19 protein-coding genes are annotated in these 18487 nt (G+C 72.6%); 8 read left to right on the forward strand and 11 right to left on the reverse strand.

The genetic code is table 11. The features are described from left to right. Window positions 1-21: 21 nt before the first annotated feature. Window positions 22-3468: a DUF5107 domain-containing protein gene (locus ACRYCC_RS14875; protein ID WP_433812392.1), complete on the reverse strand. Its 3447-nt coding sequence runs from the start codon at window positions 3466-3468 to the stop codon at window positions 22-24. A 106-nt stretch (window positions 3469-3574) separates the two neighbouring features. Between ACRYCC_RS14875 and ACRYCC_RS14880 the strand changes: the two genes are divergently transcribed. Beyond that, window positions 3575-4444: a helix-turn-helix domain-containing protein gene (locus tag ACRYCC_RS14880; protein WP_433812394.1), complete on the forward strand. Its 870-nt coding sequence runs from the start codon at window positions 3575-3577 to the stop codon at window positions 4442-4444. Between the two features lie 34 nt (window positions 4445-4478). Here ACRYCC_RS14880 and ACRYCC_RS14885 read toward each other — a convergent pair whose 3' ends face one another. Then, window positions 4479-5189 (reverse strand): hypothetical protein, encoded by a 711-nt coding sequence (locus ACRYCC_RS14885; protein WP_433812396.1) that lies wholly within the window; start codon window positions 5187-5189, stop codon window positions 4479-4481. Window positions 5190-5226: 37 nt separating this feature from the next. Here ACRYCC_RS14885 and ACRYCC_RS14890 point away from each other — a divergent pair, with 37 nt between their 5' ends. After that, window positions 5227-5748 (forward strand): CGNR zinc finger domain-containing protein, encoded by a 522-nt coding sequence (locus ACRYCC_RS14890; RefSeq protein ID WP_433812398.1) that lies wholly within the window; start codon window positions 5227-5229, stop codon window positions 5746-5748. Between the two features lie 14 nt (window positions 5749-5762). On the opposite strand, the gene ACRYCC_RS14895 is transcribed toward ACRYCC_RS14890, so the two are convergent. The 3 genes from ACRYCC_RS14895 to ACRYCC_RS14905 all read right to left on the reverse strand — a co-directional run bounded on the left by ACRYCC_RS14895 (window position 5763) and on the right by ACRYCC_RS14905 (window position 8703). Further along, on the reverse strand, window positions 5763-6734 hold the full coding sequence (locus ACRYCC_RS14895; protein ID WP_433812400.1) for a hypothetical protein: 972 nt from the start codon (window positions 6732-6734) through the stop codon (window positions 5763-5765). A gap of 197 nt (window positions 6735-6931) precedes the next feature. Then, window positions 6932-8176 carry a hypothetical protein gene (locus tag ACRYCC_RS14900; RefSeq protein ID WP_433812402.1) on the reverse strand — a complete coding sequence of 415 codons (1245 nt, stop codon included), beginning with the start codon at window positions 8174-8176 and terminating at the stop codon, window positions 6932-6934. Next, on the reverse strand, window positions 8173-8703 hold the full coding sequence (locus ACRYCC_RS14905) for a SigE family RNA polymerase sigma factor (protein WP_433813886.1): 531 nt from the start codon (window positions 8701-8703) through the stop codon (window positions 8173-8175). Before ACRYCC_RS14905 ends, ACRYCC_RS14900 begins: the two co-directional genes overlap by 4 nt. Before the next feature lie 155 nt (window positions 8704-8858). Here ACRYCC_RS14905 and ACRYCC_RS14910 point away from each other — a divergent pair, with 155 nt between their 5' ends. After that, window positions 8859-9563, forward strand: a complete 705-nt coding sequence (locus tag ACRYCC_RS14910; RefSeq protein ID WP_433812404.1) for a nitroreductase family protein — start codon at window positions 8859-8861, stop codon at window positions 9561-9563. A 94-nt stretch (window positions 9564-9657) separates the two neighbouring features. Here ACRYCC_RS14910 and ACRYCC_RS14915 read toward each other — a convergent pair whose 3' ends face one another. The 3 genes from ACRYCC_RS14915 to ACRYCC_RS14925 are packed head-to-tail and all read right to left on the reverse strand — an operon-like array spanning window position 9658 to window position 10731. Beyond that, window positions 9658-9804, reverse strand: coding sequence for a VOC family protein (locus tag ACRYCC_RS14915; RefSeq protein WP_433812406.1), 147 nt, complete (start codon window positions 9802-9804; stop codon window positions 9658-9660). Further along, window positions 9801-10124 (reverse strand): winged helix-turn-helix transcriptional regulator, encoded by a 324-nt coding sequence (locus tag ACRYCC_RS14920; protein ID WP_433812408.1) that lies wholly within the window; start codon window positions 10122-10124, stop codon window positions 9801-9803. Before ACRYCC_RS14920 ends, ACRYCC_RS14915 begins: the two co-directional genes overlap by 4 nt. 19 nt (window positions 10125-10143) lie before the next feature. Continuing rightward, a complete protein-coding gene (locus ACRYCC_RS14925) occupies window positions 10144-10731 on the reverse strand; it encodes an NADPH-dependent FMN reductase (protein WP_433812409.1) in 588 nt (195 codons plus the stop codon). Window positions 10732-11055: 324 nt separating this feature from the next. Between ACRYCC_RS14925 and ACRYCC_RS14930 the strand changes: the two genes are divergently transcribed. Beyond that, window positions 11056-12606: a DUF222 domain-containing protein gene (locus tag ACRYCC_RS14930; protein ID WP_433812411.1), complete on the forward strand. Its 1551-nt coding sequence runs from the start codon at window positions 11056-11058 to the stop codon at window positions 12604-12606. 24 nt (window positions 12607-12630) lie between these two features. Here the strand turns inward: ACRYCC_RS14930 and ACRYCC_RS14935 are convergent, their stop codons facing one another. Beyond that, window positions 12631-13026, reverse strand: a complete 396-nt coding sequence (locus ACRYCC_RS14935) for a DUF397 domain-containing protein (RefSeq protein ID WP_433812413.1) — start codon at window positions 13024-13026, stop codon at window positions 12631-12633. Beyond that, the gene (locus ACRYCC_RS14940; protein WP_433812415.1) at window positions 13023-13880 is read right to left on the reverse strand and encodes a helix-turn-helix domain-containing protein; all 858 of its coding nucleotides are present in this window, start codon (window positions 13878-13880) and stop codon (window positions 13023-13025) included. Before ACRYCC_RS14940 ends, ACRYCC_RS14935 begins: the two co-directional genes overlap by 4 nt. A gap of 170 nt (window positions 13881-14050) precedes the next feature. Here ACRYCC_RS14940 and ACRYCC_RS14945 point away from each other — a divergent pair, with 170 nt between their 5' ends. Both ACRYCC_RS14945 and ACRYCC_RS14950 read left to right on the forward strand, forming a co-directional pair. Beyond that, the gene (locus ACRYCC_RS14945; RefSeq protein WP_433812417.1) at window positions 14051-14461 is read left to right on the forward strand and encodes an ATP-binding protein; all 411 of its coding nucleotides are present in this window, start codon (window positions 14051-14053) and stop codon (window positions 14459-14461) included. A gap of 246 nt (window positions 14462-14707) precedes the next feature. Beyond that, window positions 14708-15391 (forward strand): L-2-amino-thiazoline-4-carboxylic acid hydrolase, encoded by a 684-nt coding sequence (locus ACRYCC_RS14950; RefSeq protein ID WP_433812419.1) that lies wholly within the window; start codon window positions 14708-14710, stop codon window positions 15389-15391. 46 nt (window positions 15392-15437) lie between these two features. Here the strand turns inward: ACRYCC_RS14950 and ACRYCC_RS14955 are convergent, their stop codons facing one another. Then, window positions 15438-16229 carry a class II aldolase/adducin family protein gene (locus ACRYCC_RS14955; protein WP_433812421.1) on the reverse strand — a complete coding sequence of 264 codons (792 nt, stop codon included), beginning with the start codon at window positions 16227-16229 and terminating at the stop codon, window positions 15438-15440. Between the two features lie 130 nt (window positions 16230-16359). Here ACRYCC_RS14955 and ACRYCC_RS14960 point away from each other — a divergent pair, with 130 nt between their 5' ends. Further along, on the forward strand, window positions 16360-17502 hold the full coding sequence (locus ACRYCC_RS14960; protein ID WP_433812423.1) for an RsbRD N-terminal domain-containing protein: 1143 nt from the start codon (window positions 16360-16362) through the stop codon (window positions 17500-17502). Between the two features lie 47 nt (window positions 17503-17549). After that, window positions 17550-18416 carry an LLM class flavin-dependent oxidoreductase gene (locus ACRYCC_RS14965; RefSeq protein WP_433812425.1) on the forward strand — a complete coding sequence of 289 codons (867 nt, stop codon included), beginning with the start codon at window positions 17550-17552 and terminating at the stop codon, window positions 18414-18416. The last annotated feature ends 71 nt before the right edge of the window (window positions 18417-18487 follow it).

An 18487-nucleotide genomic window follows, 5' to 3' on the forward strand; every position in this document is an offset into this window, starting at 1 on the left:
CGCCCGGCGGGCAGCCGGCTCTCAGGACCGGAGTGCGGCCAGCTCCGCGCGCAGTGCCCGGGCCGGCAGGTGGGCCGGTTCGCGGGCGAGCACCTCGGCGAGGTGGGCCAGCGCGGTGTCCCGCCGGCCGCGCAGCGCCGCGAGTTGCGCGGCGAGGAACTCCACCCGGGTGTCCTGCCGGGCCTGCAGGTCGTCGTCGAACAGCAGCATGGTCGGCAGTGAGGTGGTGAAGTAGTCGATGCGCGCCGGGGTGCCGCGCAACTCGGCGAGGTACGCGGCCAGCCCGTCGATCAGCCGTGCGGCGCGGCCGGGACGGCCGAGCCGGCGCCAGGCCAGGGCCGAGAAGCGGGTCGTCTCGCTGAAGGCCTGCGGGCTCATCTGCCGGAAGTCGCCGTCGGCGGTGGCCGTCAGGGTCCAGTGCTCCGCGGCGGCCCCTGGGCGGCTGTTCGCCGCGCAGGCGTCACCCAGCATCAGCCAGGGCTCGGCGCGGTTGGCCAGCGGATGCCGGGTCTCCCCGAGACTCTCCGGAGGATCGAGTGCGGCCTCGGCGTGCGCCTGGGCGTCGGCGGGCCGCCCGGCGGCCAGGGCGGCGCGGGCCAGGGCCAGCCGGGTCTGCTCCCAGGCGGCCAGCACCCGCCCCTCGCCGCCCTCCCACGGCTGGAACCGGCGGCCGGTGAGCGCCGTCAGGGCGTCCTCCGCCCGGTCCACGGCCAGGAGCAGGAGCACGTACGCGATGGTCAGGTCGTCGCGGGCGGCGATGACGCCGGGCCGGCCCTCCAGCCGGTGCAGCCTCCGTTCGGGGGCCTCCCCGGTGCGCTCGGCCAGCTGGTCGCGTTCGTACCACAGGCGCGCGTCGCCGGGTGCCAGGGCCAGCGCCCGCTCGTAGCAGGCGACGGCGCGCTCCGGGTCGCGCTCGATGTTGAACGCGCCGATGCCCAGGTTGCGCCAGGCCACGACGTCACCGGGCTCCACCTCGACGGCCCGGCTCCAGGCGGCGATGGCGTCGGCGTGCCGGCGGTGATGGTAGAGCCAGTGGCCGAGCAGCGAGGCGGCCCGCCCGTCCGCGGGGTCGTGCTCCAGCGCGCGGGTCAGCACCGCGTGGTCCTCGAGCCGGTGCGGGAAACAGTAGGCGGGATCGCCGGCGCGGGCCCGCCGGCCGGCGTGCTCCGCTCCGTCGTGGTCGCCGAGGGCGGCCAGCAACGCGGCGCGGTGATAGTCGATCAGCGGCCCGAGCCCCGAGCGCGGTCGTCCCCACTGCGGTACGGCGTCCGGGGCGGTGTCTCCCGCGTACCCGGCCTCCCCGGACAGGCGCTGCTCGGCGCGGTCCAGTACGCGCAGCGCGTCGGCCGTGAAGCCCGCCCCGGCGTAGTCGAGTGCCACGTCCAGGCAGGTCGCCGCGTCGCAGGCCGGCGGTTCACCGGCCAGGTCGCGCGCCCACCAGTCCAGCGGGTCGAGGGCGCGGCCGGCGCGGGACTGCTCGCCGGCCTCCGTGGTCCGGCCGAGTCGGCGCAGCACCAGCACCCTCAGGTCACGGGCCTGCAGCAGCCCGGTGTCCACGGCCAGCGCGCGGCCGAGATCGTCGAGCGCGGCCTCCCACCGACCGGCCCGGCAGTGCAGCCTGGCCAGCGCGAGGTGGGCGGGGGCCCGCCAGGCGGCGTTCCAGGTCGCCTTGGCCAGCGCGTCGGCCGCCTCGTCCAGGCGGCCCAGCCGGGTCAGCGTCAGTCCCAGCCGGTAGTGCGCCTCGCCGTCGTAGGGGTTGGGGTTGCGGTGGGTCAGGCGGGCGACGGCACGCCGCAGCAGCTCTTCGGCCGCGGCGTAGTCGGCGGCCCGGTAGCGGCGGGCGGCGAGCGCGAGGTTGCAGCGGGCGTCACCGGGATCGCGGCGCAGCGCCTCCCGCCAGTACGGCTCGGGGGAGCGGGTCGCGTGCCGGTACTGCTCCAGGTGCAGCCCGGTCAGGTAGAGCTCGTCGGCGGAGGAGAGGTCCTCCGGAGCGGGCGGTTCGGTCGCGGGCTCGGGCGGCTCGGTCGGCTCGGGCGGTGTCCCGCCGGGCCCGGGTCGCCAGCGCGCCAGCACCTCGCCGCCGTGCTCGACGGCGAGTTCCAGCCCCGCGATGTCCCGTGCCTCCAGCCGCACCTCCTCGACCAGGGGCGACCCTGGTGCCAGGTCGGCCTGGGCGCTCCACACGACCCGCTGATCCGCGTCGCGCAGCAGCACCAGGCAGCCGGGCCGCGGGGCGGTCACCGCGGCGCCGACCCGCACCAGCGTGTCCTCGCCGGCCTGGTCGCCCGCGCGGATGGTCAGGCTGATCGCGGCGTCCGGCGTGGCCCGCTGCGGCGGCCCGATCCGCTGGATCGGATACCAGAACTGGCTGAAGGCCTTGGTCTCGCCGGGGGCCAGGAAGGAGAAGTCCGGCTGGTTGTCGGTGTGGACACCGGCCATCAGCTCGATGTACGGCCCGTCGCCGTCGGTGAGGTTGCGCTCCCAGGCCCGGCCGAACGCCGCGTTGCCCCAGGTCCACTGCTTCTTGCCGGGGGCGATGCGGTGGTCGGCCCAGTGCACGAAGCCCGCCTCGGCCCGGTGGTCGTACCCGCCGAGGAAGTCGTCCGCACTGCCCAGGCACATGAACGAGGTGGGTACCGGGATGTTGCGGTACCAGTCCAGCCGGTCGGCGTCCGGGCTGCCGGGGCCGACCCGGGCCGGGTAGTCGACCCCGTAGTACCGGCCCGAGGCGCGTGGGTAGGCCGTCGTCGCCCGCCGGGCGTGGTCGGCGACGAACCGCACGTCGGGCGGGAAGAACGACTGGTAGTCGTCGTGCACCCGGACGGCGGCGTTGGCCCACCACAGGAAGGTCTGCACGTCCTCGGTGCGGTTGTACAGCCGTACCCGCAGTTCCAGCAGCGCGCTGCCGGGACGCAGCCGCACGCCGTGCATGCCCTTCATCCGGGTGAAGGGGTCGTGGTCGGAACCCCACACCGTGACCGCGCCGTCCGGTTCGCGCTCGATCTCGACGTCGACGGGCAGGAAGGTGCCCGGCCGGTGGTGCTGCGGCCAGTTGAACTCCACGCCGCCCGACGCCCACGGACCGGTCAGGCCGACCAGCGCCGGCTTGATCACGTTGCTGCGGTAGAAGAAGTCGTATCCGGCGGCCTTGTCGAAGCCGACATGGATCCGCCCGCCGAGCGCGGGCAGCACCATCACGCGCAGCCAGCGGTTCTCCAGATGCACCGCGTCCCAGCGCATCGGCCGGCTCTTGGCGGCCACGCGTTCGTAGAAGGGCAGCGGATAGACGCGCCCGGACGAGCCCTGGTAGACCCGGTTGTCCAGGAACGCCGGGTACGGATCGGGGTCCTCGGGGGCGTAGGTGTCGATCAGCACCTGCTCCCGCCATGCCGCGACCTCGTGACCCCGCTGATCCTCGGGCACCGGCGGCAACTCCAGCCGCGGGCCGTCGCCCTGTTCCCTCGTCATGGTTCCCTCGTCATGCGCCGAGCGTAGGAGTGCCGGTGGTGCCGCCGGAATGCGGGAAAAGGCGATTCACCTGGAGAAAACGACGATCCGGCGGCACGATGGCGGCATGACCCGCGCACAGGGCTTCGCCGGGGAGCGCATCAGCGTGCTCCCGCGGCCGCTGATCCACCAGGCGCTCGGCCGCCCGCTCACCGGACGGCTGCTGGTCACCGACTGCGGTCACTTCCCGGCCGCCGCCGGGCACCGGCGCAGCCGCCCATCAGGCAGCGGGCAGGCCATCGTGATCGTCTGCGCGGAGGGCCGGGGGTGGTGCGACCTGCCCGCGGGGCGGCGCGCCGTGCACCCCGGCCAGGCGCTGGTCCTGCCCCCGGGCGTGCCGCACACCTACGGCGCCGCCGACGGCGACCCCTGGACGATCTGGTGGCTCCACCTCGCCGGCAGCGATGTCCGCGAGCTGCTCGCCGCCGCGCGGGTGGACGCCGAACGGCCGGTGGTCGGGGTGGGCGACGTCTACCGGGCGGTGGCGCTGATCGACGAGTCGCTGCGGCGGATGCAGGGCGACGACTCGGCCGCCAGTATGCAGGCGGCGGCGGGAGCGGCCTGGCATCTGCTCGCGCTGCTGGCCGCGGACCGGACCGGTACGACCTCCGGCGGGCACGACCCCGTCCGCCAGGCGCGCGAGTACCTCCACGACCATGTCGGCACCCGGGTCGGTGTCGCCGAGCTCGCCGCGCTGGCCCGGCTCAGCCCCTCCCATTTCGCGGCGCTGTTCCGCAAGGCCACCGGCGTCGGCGTGCTGAAGTACCAGACCCGGCTGCGCATGTCGCGGGCCCGCGAGCTGCTCGACACCACCGATCTCCCGATCGCGACGATCGCGCGGCGGCTCGGCTACCAGGACCCCTTCTACTTCTCCCGCCAGTTCCACGCCGCGCACGGCGTCCCCGCCAGCACGTACCGTGCCCAGCACAAGGGTTAGCCGTCCCCGGCCCGTGCCGCGCCCGGGTGCCGCGTCACGAGGCGGGCAGCAGCCAGGTCAGGCGCAGCTCGCGGGCCGTGCGCCCGGCCATCTCGAGCAGTTCGTCGGCCTCGGCTCCGGCCGGGAGCTCCCCGGCGAGCGTCACCGCCGCCGCCGCGGTCTGCGGCCGGGCGCCGAGGGCCGCCCGCAGGTGGTACGACCGTCGCAACAGCGCCAGCGCCGCGTCCCTGTCCCGCTCCAGCAGATGCGCGGCCTGATGGCGTACGGCATAGGACTCGAGCAGTGCGTCGCCCCGGTCCCGGGCGATCCGGCGGGCACGTTCGTAGGCCGCCCCGGCCGTGTGCGGATCCTCGTCCACGTTGTCGGCGACCACCCCCAGCCAGAACGCGGCCCAGCCGGCCAGCCCGTCGTCGGCCGTCGCGGCGGTGAGACCTTCGCGCGCCCGCGTCCGGTCGTCGGCTTCGGGGCCGAGGTCGAACAGCAGCCGTGTGTAGGCGAGCCTGGCGTCCAGGAACCCGGCGAGCACCGGGTGCGCCGGTGCGACGGCGGCCACCGCGGCATGAGCCCGCTCGGCCTGGTCCAGCCGCCAGAAGAACCGGTCGACCAGGATCTCCGCCCGCAGGGCGTCCGCGTCCTCGGCCCCCTCGGGCAGCGCGGCCACGGCGTCGTCCCAGTGGCCGAGCCGGTGCAGGAGTCGCGCGAGGGTGGCCCCGCCGTCCATGATGTAGGGGGCGTCAGTATGCATGGCGCCTACTCTCCAACCCCTGCCTGTAGGTGGTCAAGTGCCTGACGTCGATTACATCGGAAATCTGACCCGGCTGGCCGTCGAGCTCGTCAACGGTGATGAGGCCTCCGAGCTGAGGCACGAGATGTTCCGCCAGCACGGGATCGAGGCCCCGGACGAGGCACGGCTGGCCGCACTCCTGCCCGCGCTGCGGGAGGCGCTCGCCGCGGTGGCCGGCGGCGGCCCGGCCGGTCCGGTGAACGCGCTGCTGAAGCGTTTCCCCCCGCGCATCGAGGTCAGTGACCACGACGTGGCGGGGGCTGGGCATCTGCACTTCGCACCGAACGGCGAGGAGGCGGTCCGCTGGCTCGGCAGCAGCTGCTCCGCCGCGCTGGCCCATGTCATCTGCGGCGATCCCGCCGTGAGCGTCGGCCGGTGCGGGGCCGCCGGGTGTGAGCGCTTCTACGTCGACCAGTCCCGCAACCACACGCGCCGGTTCTGCTCCAACGCCTGTGCCAGCCGTACCACCGTGGCCGCCTACCGGAGCCGGCACAGGACCCGCCCCCAGGGCCGGGACTGACGGTCCCGGGCTGCTCAGATCACCTGATCGTGGTGGCGGTACAGCAGCACCAGGTCGTACGGGTCGGCGACGATCTCCGCGGGGTCCGCGTCGGGCCGGACGAGGTAGCGGACGGGCGGGCCCGCGGGTCCCCACTGCGCTCCCACGATCGTGGCGATCCGGCCCTGGCGCGGTTCGCCGAGCATGCGGACCCGGGTGCCCGGGGCGTGGCCGTCGTCGCCGATGACCAGGAGGGCGTCGAGGATGTGGCGGGCCCCGTCGAAGGGGAGCCCGTCCGTGCGGGCGGCGCGGTACCACGTCGCGAGCCGTACCGTCTCCTGCCGCAGCCGCCAGTCGTCGTGGGCCCGCCCGGCGGCCAGCGTCGCCTCGACGCGCGGCCGGAGCCGGTCGCGGTCGTGGTCCAGCAGCCGCCGAGCCGTGCGGTCCAGGTCGGCGCAGGCGATGTCGACGGCGGTCTCCTCGCCCAGCTCGGCCATCCACGCCAGCTCGCCGGGGGAGGGCGCGCACTCGGGTGTCTCGTGGAGGACGACGGCGTACAGCAGGGCGAGCGCGTCCTGGCGGCCCTCGCCGTGGTAGAGCGGGCCGACTCCGGTGCCCTCCTCGCCCCGGGTGGGCGGGAACCGGTCGGCGAGGTGGCGGCCCCGGCCGCCGGGCAGCCGGGAGGCCAGGCGGGTGTCCTGGAGCCGCTGGCCGAACGGGCGCCGGCTCCGGCAGCTGATCAGCCACTGCCGGTGGGTGTCGGTGCTCGGCGGGTAGACGGTCCGGCCCTGGGCGGCGAGCATCTCGTTGGCGTACCAGTCGAGCGAGCGGTCGGCGGCGTCGATCTGCCGGGCCGCGACAGAGTACGGCACGCCGGTGTGCAGGGCGAGGGCCCGGATCGCACGCTTGCGGGCGCGCCCGGCGGCGGGCTTGCGGGGGCCGGCGTGGTCACCGGTGTCGTGGCCTGCAGAGTTGTGGCCGGAGTCGGAGCTGGCGTCGCGGGTCATGGGTCCTCCGGCGGGGCCCCACACTCCCCGCCGAGCGAACGGCACGCAACGGCCAGGCGGATCGGGAGCGCTGAGTCGGAGCCTCTTGGCCTTCGCGCGGACCGGTGTGGGCGGCCGCACAGGCACGGGCAGGCGCGCTGCCCGCCACCATGGTAACCGGTGGCCGCCGGCTCCGCTCAGAGCGTTCGGGCGGACTTTCAGCGCACGTGGGCCAGGCGGTAGTCGGTCCCGTCGCGCCACAGCAGCCAGTCGCCGGCCGTACGGGCCTCGCCCGGCCAGGTCATGGTCGTGCGGGTCCGCAGGTCGTACACCACCGAGTGCGCCCGACCCTGCGTCGTCGTCGTGGAGTAGACGACGAAACGGTTCCCGACCGTCACCGTGGTCTGTCCCTCGCGCTTGGGCTTGGGCAGCCTCGCCGGCACCACCAGCGGCCGCGTCCGCGAGGCCCCGTCGTGGGTGAGGCGGAGGACTCCGTCCACCGCCCAGGCGAAGACGCCGTGGCCGGCGGCCGCGGACCAGAGCCGCGGTTGCTCGACGAACGTCGGGAGCTCGACGACCGCGGGTGTCTCGTGCGGCCTCGGTGTCCTGGTGACCACGGGACGCGCGGGCGTCAGTTCCACGTACGGCACCGGGACGGGGACCCGGACTCCGGCCGGCAGGGGCAGCATGCCCATGACGCGTCCGGTCGGTGCTTCGACCTGCTTCATCCTGGGCCCGTTGATCGGATTCACGGAGAACAGCGTCGGGTAGTCGACGGCGACCATGTCACCGACGCTCTTGTCCGTGGGGTCGCTCTCGTCGCCGGGGACGATCCGGCCCGGTGCGGCGCAGCCCTTGGCAACGAACGGCTGGTGCATGACGTCCTGCCAGATGACCACTCCGTCCTGCACCCACAGCGGCCCGTCCGGATCGGCGGACTGCGGGCTGATCGTGCGGGTCCGCCCGTCGGAGGAGCGGCACTTGAGGTCGAAAGCGCCGGGTTCGATCCAGGTGAGGAGTCCGCGGCCGATGCCGAGCCCGCCTCGCGCCCGGATCCCCAGCGGGACCGGCCTGGTCTCGTACGGGCCCGCCTTCCACACGGCGGAGTCGGCCGACCGGCCGAGGACCGAACCGTCGGCGCCGAGGGTGTCCGCGTGGAAGGCGGCTCCGCCGGGCAGCCGCCCGCGGATCAGCGTCGCCGGGGCGGGGGAGCCGGTGAGCCGGCGCAGCCCGCTCGACAGCGAGTCGGTGCCCGGCCCCGCCGTGCCGGGTTCCTCTCGCAGGCCGGCGACCCCACCGGTGACGAGCACCCCCGTGGCCACGGCGGCCGACAGCGCCGACCGGCGGCGGATCCGGGAACGGCGCACCCGCCGGCGGTTCTCCGCGCGGGCCTCGGCATGCGGGCGGACCGTGCCGGCGTGGGTCTCGAAGGCGTCCCTGAGCCGGGTCTCGATGTCGCTCACTTCTTGTCCTCCAGGCGCTGGCCCAGTGCCGCGATGGCACGGGCGGTGTGGGCTTTGACCGTGCCGACGGCGATGCCCAGGGTGTCGGCCGTCTCTCGTTCACTCAGATCCAGCCAGTACCGCAGCACGAGTGCCTCCCGCTGGCGTGCCGGCAGCGTGCCGACGGCCTCCAGCAGCTCCCGGATGTCCTCCCGGTGCGCCGCCTGATGCTCGGCCGACCGGGCGTCATCGGGTATCGCGATCTGGGCGTGCCGGCGCCGGGCCATCCGCAGATGCCGCAGCCTGCTGCGGCTCAGGTTGCAGACGATGGAGCGCAGGTACGCCAGGGTGGCGTTCGGATCACGGAGCACACCCCGCTTGCGGTGCAGCCGGACGAAGGCGTCCTGGACCACGTCCTCGGGGTCGTCGGCTCCCAGCAACCGGGCCAGCCGCACCAGGCCCCAGAAGTGGCCGTTGAACACGTCCGTGAACGCGTCGTCGGGCTGGGTATCCGCCCCGGGGGAGTTCTGCACGTTCGAGCTTTCGATCACAGGCAAGAGACGAACGCGGCGCACGAAGGTTTACCGCCGCGCCCGAAGTCCGCACGCCCGGATCCGCCCGGCGGGGCGACGGCGTGCCCGTCTCCGGCGGCGACCTGCTCACGGTCACCGGCGAGCCCTGGCGGGCTGCCATACTCGGGTGGATGGAGCTGAGCGAGGCACTGCGTTCCACCGGGGCCATCCGTGCGTTCACCGACGAGCCGGTCGGCGACGAGGTGCTCCACGGGATCCTGGACATTGCCCGGTTCGCGCCCAGCGGCGGCAACCGCCAGGGCTGGCGGGCCATCGTGGTCCGGTCTCCGGAGCTCCGCCGGGGCCTGCGCGACCTGTACCTGCCGGGCTGGTACGACTATCTCGCGCAGCGCGCGGCGGGCCTGGTCCCCTGGGCGCCGATCACCGACCGGCGGGCCGAGCGCGAGGCCACCGCGAACGCCGCCGCGATCGCGGAGGAGGCCGGGCGGAACCCTCCGGGGTTCGCCGAGCGGCTCGACGAGGTGCCCGCACTCCTGGTCGTCCTCGCCGACCTGCGCAACCTCGCCGCCGTCGACAGGGACGCCGACCGCTACACCTTCGCCGGCGGCGCCTCGATCTACCCGTTCGTCTGGAGCATCCTGCTGGCCGCCCGCGATACCGGGCTGGGCGGCGTGATGACCACCATGCTCGTCCGCCGGGAGCAGCAGGTGCGCACGCTGCTGGGCGTGCCGGACGAGTTCGCCGTCGCCGCGGTCCTGGCCCTCGGTCACCCCGTCGTACGGCCCACCCGGCTCAGCCGGGTCCCGGTGGAGGAGTTCACGACCACGGACCACTTCGACGGGCCGCGCCTCACGTCCGGCGCCGTCCCGTCCTGACGGCCCTTACGTCGCGACGGCCCTTACGCCGTGACGGCCCTTACATCGCGACGGTGAGCACGGCCGCGCGCGGCCGTACACCCGGGGTCGGCCGTCACCGGGCCGAGCGCTTCCCGGCGCCGAGGAGAGTGTCCTCGAGGAGAGTGAAGCCGAGAACGCCCACGTAGTAGGCGATGGCCTCGTCGTAGTCGCTCACGACGAGGGTGACGAGCCCGAGGCGTGGCCCGCTCCCGCGGCTCACCGCGGGAGCGGGATCCACTTGTGCGACCAGGTGATCACGGCGTCCAGCACCGGCTCCAGGTCGCGGCCCTTCTCGGTGAGGCGGTACTCGACCTGGACGGGAGAGGAGGGGACGACATGGCGCTCGATGAGCCCCTCGGCCTCCAGCGTGCGCAGCCGCTGCGCCAGCATGGTGTCGCTGAGACCCGGCACCGCCGCCTTGATCTGCGCGTACCGGTTCTGCCCGGTGAACAGCACGCGCAGGATCGCACCGGACCAGCGACCGCCGATCAGCTCGATCGCGGCATGGAACCGTACACAGACCGGATGTACGTCGCTCATGTTCTCCCGCCCCCGTCCGTCAGCTGGGATTGTGCCGCAGCGGTCGCAGTGCCTCGGTCACCCGGACCAGCTCGTCGAACATGGCCTTGGCCGATGCCGTCATGACCTCGTTCGGGACCACTGTGCCCTCTTCGTCGAGGAACTGGTGGGCGAAGGGGATGGAGACCGCTTCGAAGACCGGGGTCATCTTCAGTGTGGTGACCACCTGCTTGATCATCTGAGCCGCGCGGGTGCCGGCCGCCACGCCTCCGTAGCTGACCAGGCCCACGGGCTTGTAACGCCACTCGTGGTGCAGGTAGTCGAGGGCGTTCTTCAGCTCCGCGTTGTACCCGTAGTTGTACTCCGGCATGACGAAGACGAAGGCGTCCCCCTCGGCGACCTTCGCGCTCCAGTCACGGGTGTGCTGATGGGTGTACTGATGGGCGTACTGGGCCAGCCGTGGATGGTTGGGCTCGTTCATGAACGGCAGGTCGACCTCGGCGAGGTCGACGAGCTCGATGTCGGTGAAGCCGCCGTGCTTCACGGCCTCCCCGTAGACCCACTGCCCGATGGGCAGGCCGATCCGGCCGGGCCGGGTGCTCGCGATGATGATTTCGAGCTTTGCCATGGAGCGTCTCCACACTTTCTTCTGATGCTGCTTCTGAGGCCGGCGACCTCGGTCGCCGGAGGACCCCGGCCGGACTCGCCGGGAGCATCAGTACGCTATCGCATGAATCTTAGTAACTAAGCATTCCTGAGTATCGCTCGGCGTCGCGTGAGGGCTGGGTCGGTGCTGGGGGTGACAGTCGTTCGTTCGTCAGTTCGATTGTTGTCACCATGCAGTCATGGTGACCGAGAGGGTACGGAGCGTAGTTTCGGTTGTATGCGGTCGGTCGTTGCAGAGCTCGCGGGTGCCTCCAGCGCGGAGTTGGTCGGTGCTGTGGAGGCGATCGTGGGTGAGCTGGCGGTGCGTGCGGCTCCGCGGTCGGGGGTGGCGGCGATGGAGCTGGCCGAATCGCTGGGCCGGTGTCTGGATGTGGCGGAGGCGGCGCTGGCGGTGCTGGTGGCCCGGGTGGATGCGACGGGCGTGTGCCGGGAGGGTGGGTTCTCCTCTCCGGTGGCGTGGTTGCGGGGTGTTTTGGGGATGCGTCATGGGCGGGCGGCCGAGCGCGTCACGGTGGCCCGGCAGTTACCGCGGCTGCCGCGGGTCGGCAAGTTGCTGGCCGGTGGTGGGTTGTCGTGGGGGTATGCCGCAGCGATCTGTCAGGCGGTGCCGCGTCTGGACCAGGAGCAGGCGCTGGTGGCGGAGGAGATTTTGCTGGGCATGGCCGAGGAGGGCCTGACGGTCCAGCAGGTCACCAGGGCCGGTGACCGGATCACCGATCTGGTCGCCGAGCATCAGGGCACCGAGGCCGAGCCGGCCGAGGCGCGGCGTGGGTTTTGCCGGTCGTGGTTTGCGCGGTCCCGGTCGCTGGATGAGGGCACGTGGTTCAAGGGCTGGCTCAATGCCGAGCACACCGCGATGTTCGATCAGATCATCGGCCCGCTGGCCAAACCCAGAGCCCAGGGTGATGACCGGGACCTGGCCCAGCGCACCGCCGATGCCTTGTTCTCGGTCATCTCCGAAGGCAACAAGGGCGCTGGTCTCACCCTGATCGTGGACCTGGCCGCCTACCTCCAGGCCACCGGCGACACCGGCTCTGAGCACGCCACGGCGCGCGACACCGCCTCTGAGCGCGGGACGGGCGACACCGGCTCTGCGTGCACGACGGTGGGCAGCGGTTCTGGGCGCACGACGGCCGAGGCCGGTTTTGAGCACGTCGCGACGCAGGACCTCCCCACCGAGGACGACAGCCTCAACGACGGTGACGGCCGACGAAACGACGACCCGGGCGGCGGGAAGCACGACACCACACCGGATACCGCGCCACGTCCGGACCGGCCGCCCGGACGCAGCAGCCCCGCGAAGCGGACCTGGCCAGGCCGGGTGCCCGCACGGTTGCTGAACGGCACCCCGATCTCCCCACAAGACGCCCGCCGGATCGCACTCAACGCCGGCATCAGCACCCTCATCCTCGGCCCCACCGGAGCACCGCTCTACCTCGGCCGCACCGTTCGCTTCGCCACCCCCGCACAACGCAAAGTCCTACTCGCCCTCTACGAAACCTGCATCGTGCACGGCTGCCAAATCCCCGCCCACCTCTGCGAAATCCACCACCTGAGCGGCGGCTGGAAACTCGGCACCCCCACCGACATCGACCAACTCGCCCCCGCCTGCGGCTGGCACAACAGATGGATCGACCACCACCCCGACCACATCACCCACACCACCGACACCCACGGCCGCACAATCCTCAAAATCCAACCCCTATGGAAAACCCCCCGCAACACCCACCACACCCCACGACCCCCTCAACAACCCACCACCAGCGACCGCCAACAGGCCACCACCAGCGACCGCCAACAGACCACTACCGGTGACCACCAACCCGGCGCACCCTGACCCAGGTCCGCCATGTCACCTTTGTCATACGAAGTCGTACCGGCCGTGCTCGAGGTCGTCGGCGAACGCCGACCAGGCCGCCTGGGTGAAGGAGAGAACGGCACCTTCGGGGTTCTTGGAATCCCGCACGAGGATGAGCCGCTCGGCCAGTCCGGAGATGATCTCCGGACGGACCTCGTCGTGTTCGCCGTCGCGGCCGTGGTGCCGAGGCGGTGCGGCACGTCGTGTCCCCGTCGCACCGTTGGGCCGGGCACCTGGGGGAGTTCGCCGGCCGGTGGAGGGCTCGGCACAGGCACCGGCCTGCTCACCGCCCGGGTCGCTCGTATGCCAGGTCGCGGCCACTTCGACGCAGGTGCCGCCTTGCTCGCTACTGCGGCGGCTTTTGCGCCAGGCAAGCTGAGAGGGCTCCGGGGTGCTCATGAATTCGACAGTAGCCCCTGGATCAGCGCCCGGGTATCGGCTTCGCCGAGCGCGGTCGCGCAGAGGCGATCGAATGCCTGGGAATAGCCGCGGACCTGATTGGTCTCCTCCCGGTAGGACATGTCGCTGAGCGAGTCGATCGTCGCTACTTGCAGATCTCCGTGAGGCCCGATGTCCATGAGGGTGAAGGCCCCGACCATTCCCAGATATGCCCCAGCGGAGAAGGGCAGCACCTGGAGGGTGATGTCGGGGCGGTGGGAGGCCTCGATCAGGTGGCGGAGCTGCGCGCGCATGATCTCCGGTCCTCCCACCTCGCGCCGGAGGGCCGCCTCGTCCAGCACCGCGCGTACCGCCGGAGGCCGGGGTCTCGCGAGGATCCGCTGCCGTTTCATTCGTACGTCCACGAGTCTGTCGATCAGCTTGGGGTCGTACGAGAACGATCCCTGGCCGAGCAGGGCGCGGGCGTAGGCCTCGGTCTGGAGCAGCCCGGGAATCAGGATGAGCTCGAAGAAGCCGATGGCGGCCGCATCGGCTTCCAGGCCGATGAGGTCCATGGCCTCGGGGGAGAGCGTCCCGCCGTAGGACTGCCACCAGCCGGGAGTACGGGCGTTGCGGGCGAGCCGGAAGAGGGTCTCGCGGAGTTCCGGGTCCCGGACTCCGTACCGGTCGAGCATGTTCTCCAGGCTCGGCCGGTGGATGCCGCGGTGGCCGGTCTCGAGTTTGCTGATGGAGGCCTGGCTGCGGTTGAGCAGCCGGGCGGCGGCATGGGTGCTGAGGCCGCGTTCCTCGCGGATCTGCCGCAGCATCATGCCGAGCCTGCGGCTGCGTACGGTCGGGCGCTGCTCGTCCCTCATGACGTAATCATGCGACTACGCAGCGTTTTACGCTGCAGTTCTGCGGAGCCGTCATCGATGACTCCGCCATCGATGGCGAAGCGATCGCGGACTGGTGGCCGCTTCGTGTCCGCTGACCCGGTTGTGCAGGCCGATGCTTGCGGCGAACGCCGAATCGAAAGGAACCGGGAATGGCTGCGAGTGGAATGGCATCGGAACGGCTGGAGGTCATGGTGGTGCCGGGAACGCCCAGAGCGGTCGGCGCCGTGCGCCGGTGTTTCCGGGATCTGCTCGGGCCAGGTCATCCGGCACTGGATGATGTCCTGCTCTGCCAGAGCGAGATCATGACCAACGCGTTGCGGCACACCAAATCCGGGGTCGACGGCCACATCCGTATCGAGGCGAGGATCTCCGCCCGAGGAATCCGCATCGAGGTCACCGATGACGGCGGCGCCGAGAGCGAGCCCGGTGTCGTACCGGCCCGCGACGAGAGCGGCCGGGGCCTGATCCTGGTCAGTGAGACGGCCGACGACTGGGGCTACGAACACCGCGACGGCACGACCACGGTCTGGTTCGCGATCACCTTCCTCCCCGCCGACTGACCCGTCGCCGGCTGACCACGCCGCCGGCTGACCGCGTCGCCGAGGCGGCCCGGCCGGTGGCACGCCGGGTGGACGTCACGGCCGCCGGCGTGCCAGTCTTGGCGGGTCGATATCAGATGAAGTTCGTCAGCGCCTGGTCGGTCGGTGGAGCGTGCTGGCGTGCTCGCTCGGTTGCGAGCACGACCGGTCCTGCCCAGGCAATGCCGTGTCGGTGTTCGGGACCGAGTCCGTCCCGGAAGGACTCTCATGCCCACCGACCACTTCGGACTCACCGACGACGAGTACGTCCCGGATCCTCAGCGTGACACCGCGGCGCTCGTCGACGCCTTCTTCGAGCACATCGCCGCGACCCTGCGCGAACACGCGCTGTCCTATGACCTCGTCGCCGCCATGCGGGCGCGGCACGAGGAGCTGGAACAGGCCGGCGCGCACCGGATCGTGGATGAGCCGGCGCGGCACAACCTCCGGCTGACGCTCGCGCTGGTGGCGGCCTACCGTCTGCTGCTGCCGCGGCTGGGGCGTGCGCCGGCACTGGCCGCCGTGCGGGCCGCGCTCGTCGAGCCGCTCGGCGACATCGTGCGCGCGGGCACCCGGGCGGTGCTGGACGCCGCCCCGGATCCGTTCCGGGCCATGGTGGAGATCTCGAAGGCGCGCGAGGAGCACGCATTCGGCGCCGGGTTCACCTTCCGCCGTCCCGTCGATGACGAGCAGCGTTACCACGTGGACGTCCACCGGTGCTTCTACCACGAGGTGCTGGCCGCCCACTCGGCTGCGGAGCTGACCCCGGCGATGTGCGCGTTCGACGCCAACTGGATCGAGGCCATCGAGCCGGGCGAGCACGGCTTCCGGTTCGACCGCGTCACCACGATCGGCCTGGGCGGCACGCACTGCCCCTTCCACTTCACCCGTACCGGCACGGCTGAGCCGTGACCGGCCCCGGGCGCCCGGTCGTGCGCGACCGGGCGCCCCTGGGGACCTACTCGAACAGGTCGGGCTGCTCGCGGGTGATCTGGTCGTGCAGCGGCTGGTAGTTGATCCAGCCGACCAGGTCGTTGCCGATCTGGGTGTGGGTGAGGGCCGCGTTCTCGTGCTCGATCTGTACCGGGGTACCGGCGGCCTTGGCCAGCAACTGCACCTGGGCCGACCGCTCCATGGTGATGAACCACCAGGCGGCGGCGTCCACGGTGTCGCCGACGGTGAGCAGGCCGTGGTTGCGCAGCACGACGGCCTTGTGCGCCCCGAGGGCCGCGGAGATGCGCTTGCCCTCCTCCAGGTCGGTGACGACGCCGGTGTAGTCGTCGAACAGGCCGTGGTCCTGGTAGAACGCGCACGCGTCCTGGGTGATCGGCTCCAGCAACTGGCCCAGCGCGGACAGCGCCCGGCCGTGCACGGAGTGGCTGTGCGCGGCGGCGACCACGTCCGGGCGGGCCTGGTGGACCTGCGAGTGGATGGCGAAGGCGGCACCGTTGACCGGGTAGCGGCCTTCGACGACGTCGCCGGCGTGGTCGACCAGGATCAGGTCGCTCACCCGGATGTGCTTGAAGGACATGCCGAAGGGGTTGACCCAGAAGTGGTCGGTCAGCTCCGGGTCCCGCGCGGTGATGTGACCGGCCACGCCCTCCTCGAAGCCGAGCTTCCCGAAGATCCGGAGCGCCGCGGCGAGGCGTTCCTTACGGTGCCGCCGCTCGTCCTCGACGTTGTCGAAGGTCGGCGGCAGCTTGAAGATCAAGTCCTTGGGCAGCTTCTCCAGAAGGTCTTCGTCGGCCATAGGGCACTCCTTTGCGATTGTCTCCTGCCACCAAACAGGACGACGGGCCCGCTCGCCTAGGCTCAGGAGGTCAACGACGGCGATCGGTGGTTGTCCGGCCCGGACAATCCGCGGGTACGAGGGAGCGGCGATGGGCGAGGAGTGGCCGGCCTGGCGGATGTTCCGTGACCTGCTGATGTCGGGCGGCGACGATCGGTCGCTGCTGGAGGCCACCGTCGCGGCGGCGCGCAGCGGCTCCCCGCCGGTGGGCGCCCTGCCCGAAGAGGAGGTACGGCGGCATGTGCAGGCCATGGTGCGGGCCGCCCTCACCGCTCTGGAACACGGCGGCGAGATCGGCGAGCAGGATCTGGCGGCGGCCGGGCGGCTGGGCGCCGACCGGGCCCGGCAGGGCGTCCCCGTTGCCGCGCTGCTCGACGGCTTCCAGGCGGGCCGCAGCCAGGTCATCCGGCTGGCGATCGAACGCGGCCGGGCCGCCGGACTGCCCTCCGACGACCTCCTGGAGGGCATGACCCGGATCGACGCCATCACCACGCAGCTGGAACACCGCATGGTGCACGCCCACCGGATCACCGAGCTGGAGATGGCCCGCACGACGCGCGACAGCGCCGTACAGCGACTGCGCCAGCTGCTGCACGGCGAGCCTGCCGGCACCCCGCTGGACCCCGGCCGCGCCTACCACTGCGTGGTCAGCGAGGTGAGCGACCCGGCGATGGCGCAGCGGCTGGAGCCGGGCCTGGCCGGCAGCGGGCTCTGCGGGCTGGTCGACGGGCGGCTGGCGGCGCTGGTGACCCGGCCGCCCGCGCTGCCGGACGGCGCCCCGCTGCTGGTGATGTCGCCGGCCGCGCCCCCGGCCGCCATACCGCAGCTGTACGGGCTGTGCCGCCGGGCGCTGCAGGCGGCGGGGACGCAGGGACGGACGGGGCTGTGCCGGCTCACCGACCTGGCGCTGGTGACGGCGACCGCGGCGGAGCCCGAGCTGGGCCGGCTGCTCGCCGCCGATCTGCTGGGCGCCCTCGATCCCGGTGAGGTCTTCCACCACGAGCTGGTGGCCACCGCCCTGGCCTACCTGGACCACGGCGGGCGGATCGAGCCCACCGCCGCCGCCCTGCACGTCCACCCCAACACGGTGAAGTACCGCGTCCGGCGGCTGCAGGAGCTCACCGGGCATCCGCTCGGCGGACCCGGTGGCGGCGCGGTGACCGACACCGCCCAGTGGTGGTGGGCGCTGCGCACCTGGCCGGGCGAACCCTGGGGTGCGCGCCGGGCAGAATGAGGACAGACGTCCCCGGACCGGGGACCGGCCGAGAGCGGGGGATGACCGTGGCGAGTCCGCGTGTCGGGGTGGCGATGTGGCCGATCCAGTCCTGGCCGGAGAGCCGGGAGCTGTGGCTGCGGGCCGAGGAGCTCGGCTTCGCGCACGCCTGGGTCTACGACCACACCGCCTGGCGCGGTCACTCGCCCTGGTACGACGCGTACTCCACGCTGGCGGCGGTGGCGGCCGTGACGTCCCGGATCCGCATCGGCACGCTGGTGACCTCACCGAACTTCCGGCACCCCGTCCCCACCGCCATGGCGGCGAAGGCGATCGACGACATCAGCGGCGGCCGGCTGCAGCTGGGGATCGGCGCGGGCGGCGCGAACCCTACCTCGGACGGCGGCATTCTCGGCGGGCCCGACTGGTCGCCGCGCGAGCGCGCCGACCGGTTCGCCGAATGGGTGGAACTGCTCGATCGGCTGCTCATCGGCCCCAAGACCACCTTCCACGGCACCCACTACACCGCGCAGGACGTCATCACCGAGCCCGGCTGCGTGCAGCGGCCCCGGGTGCCGTTCGCCATCGCGGGCAACGGGCCGCGCGGCATGCGGCTGGCGGCGAGGTACGCGGACCTCTGGGTGGCCACGGGCCGCGGGGAGGACGACCCTCTCGAGAGCGTACGGGGACGGATCGCGCGGCTCGAGGAGGCCTGCGCGCAGGAGGGCCGCGACCCGGCGGAGCAGCGCCGGCTGCTGCTCACCGGCTTCACCGGCGAACGCTGGCTGGAGTCCGTGGAGGCCTTCCGTGACCTGGCCGGGCGCTATGCCGAGGCGGGGATCACCGACCTGGTGGTGCACTGGCCCCGGCCGGACACGCCCTGGGCCGCCGACCTGAGGGTCTTCGAGGAGATCGCGGCCGGGTCACCGGCCTGACCGTCGCGGTGCCGGGCGTGCCGCCACCACGACGGTGACCAGGCCGTATGCCCGGCCGACTGCCCGACTGC

Source organism: Actinomadura scrupuli (assembly GCF_050971785.1).
Taxonomy (GTDB): domain Bacteria; phylum Actinomycetota; class Actinomycetes; order Streptosporangiales; family Streptosporangiaceae; genus Actinomadura_E; species Actinomadura_E scrupuli.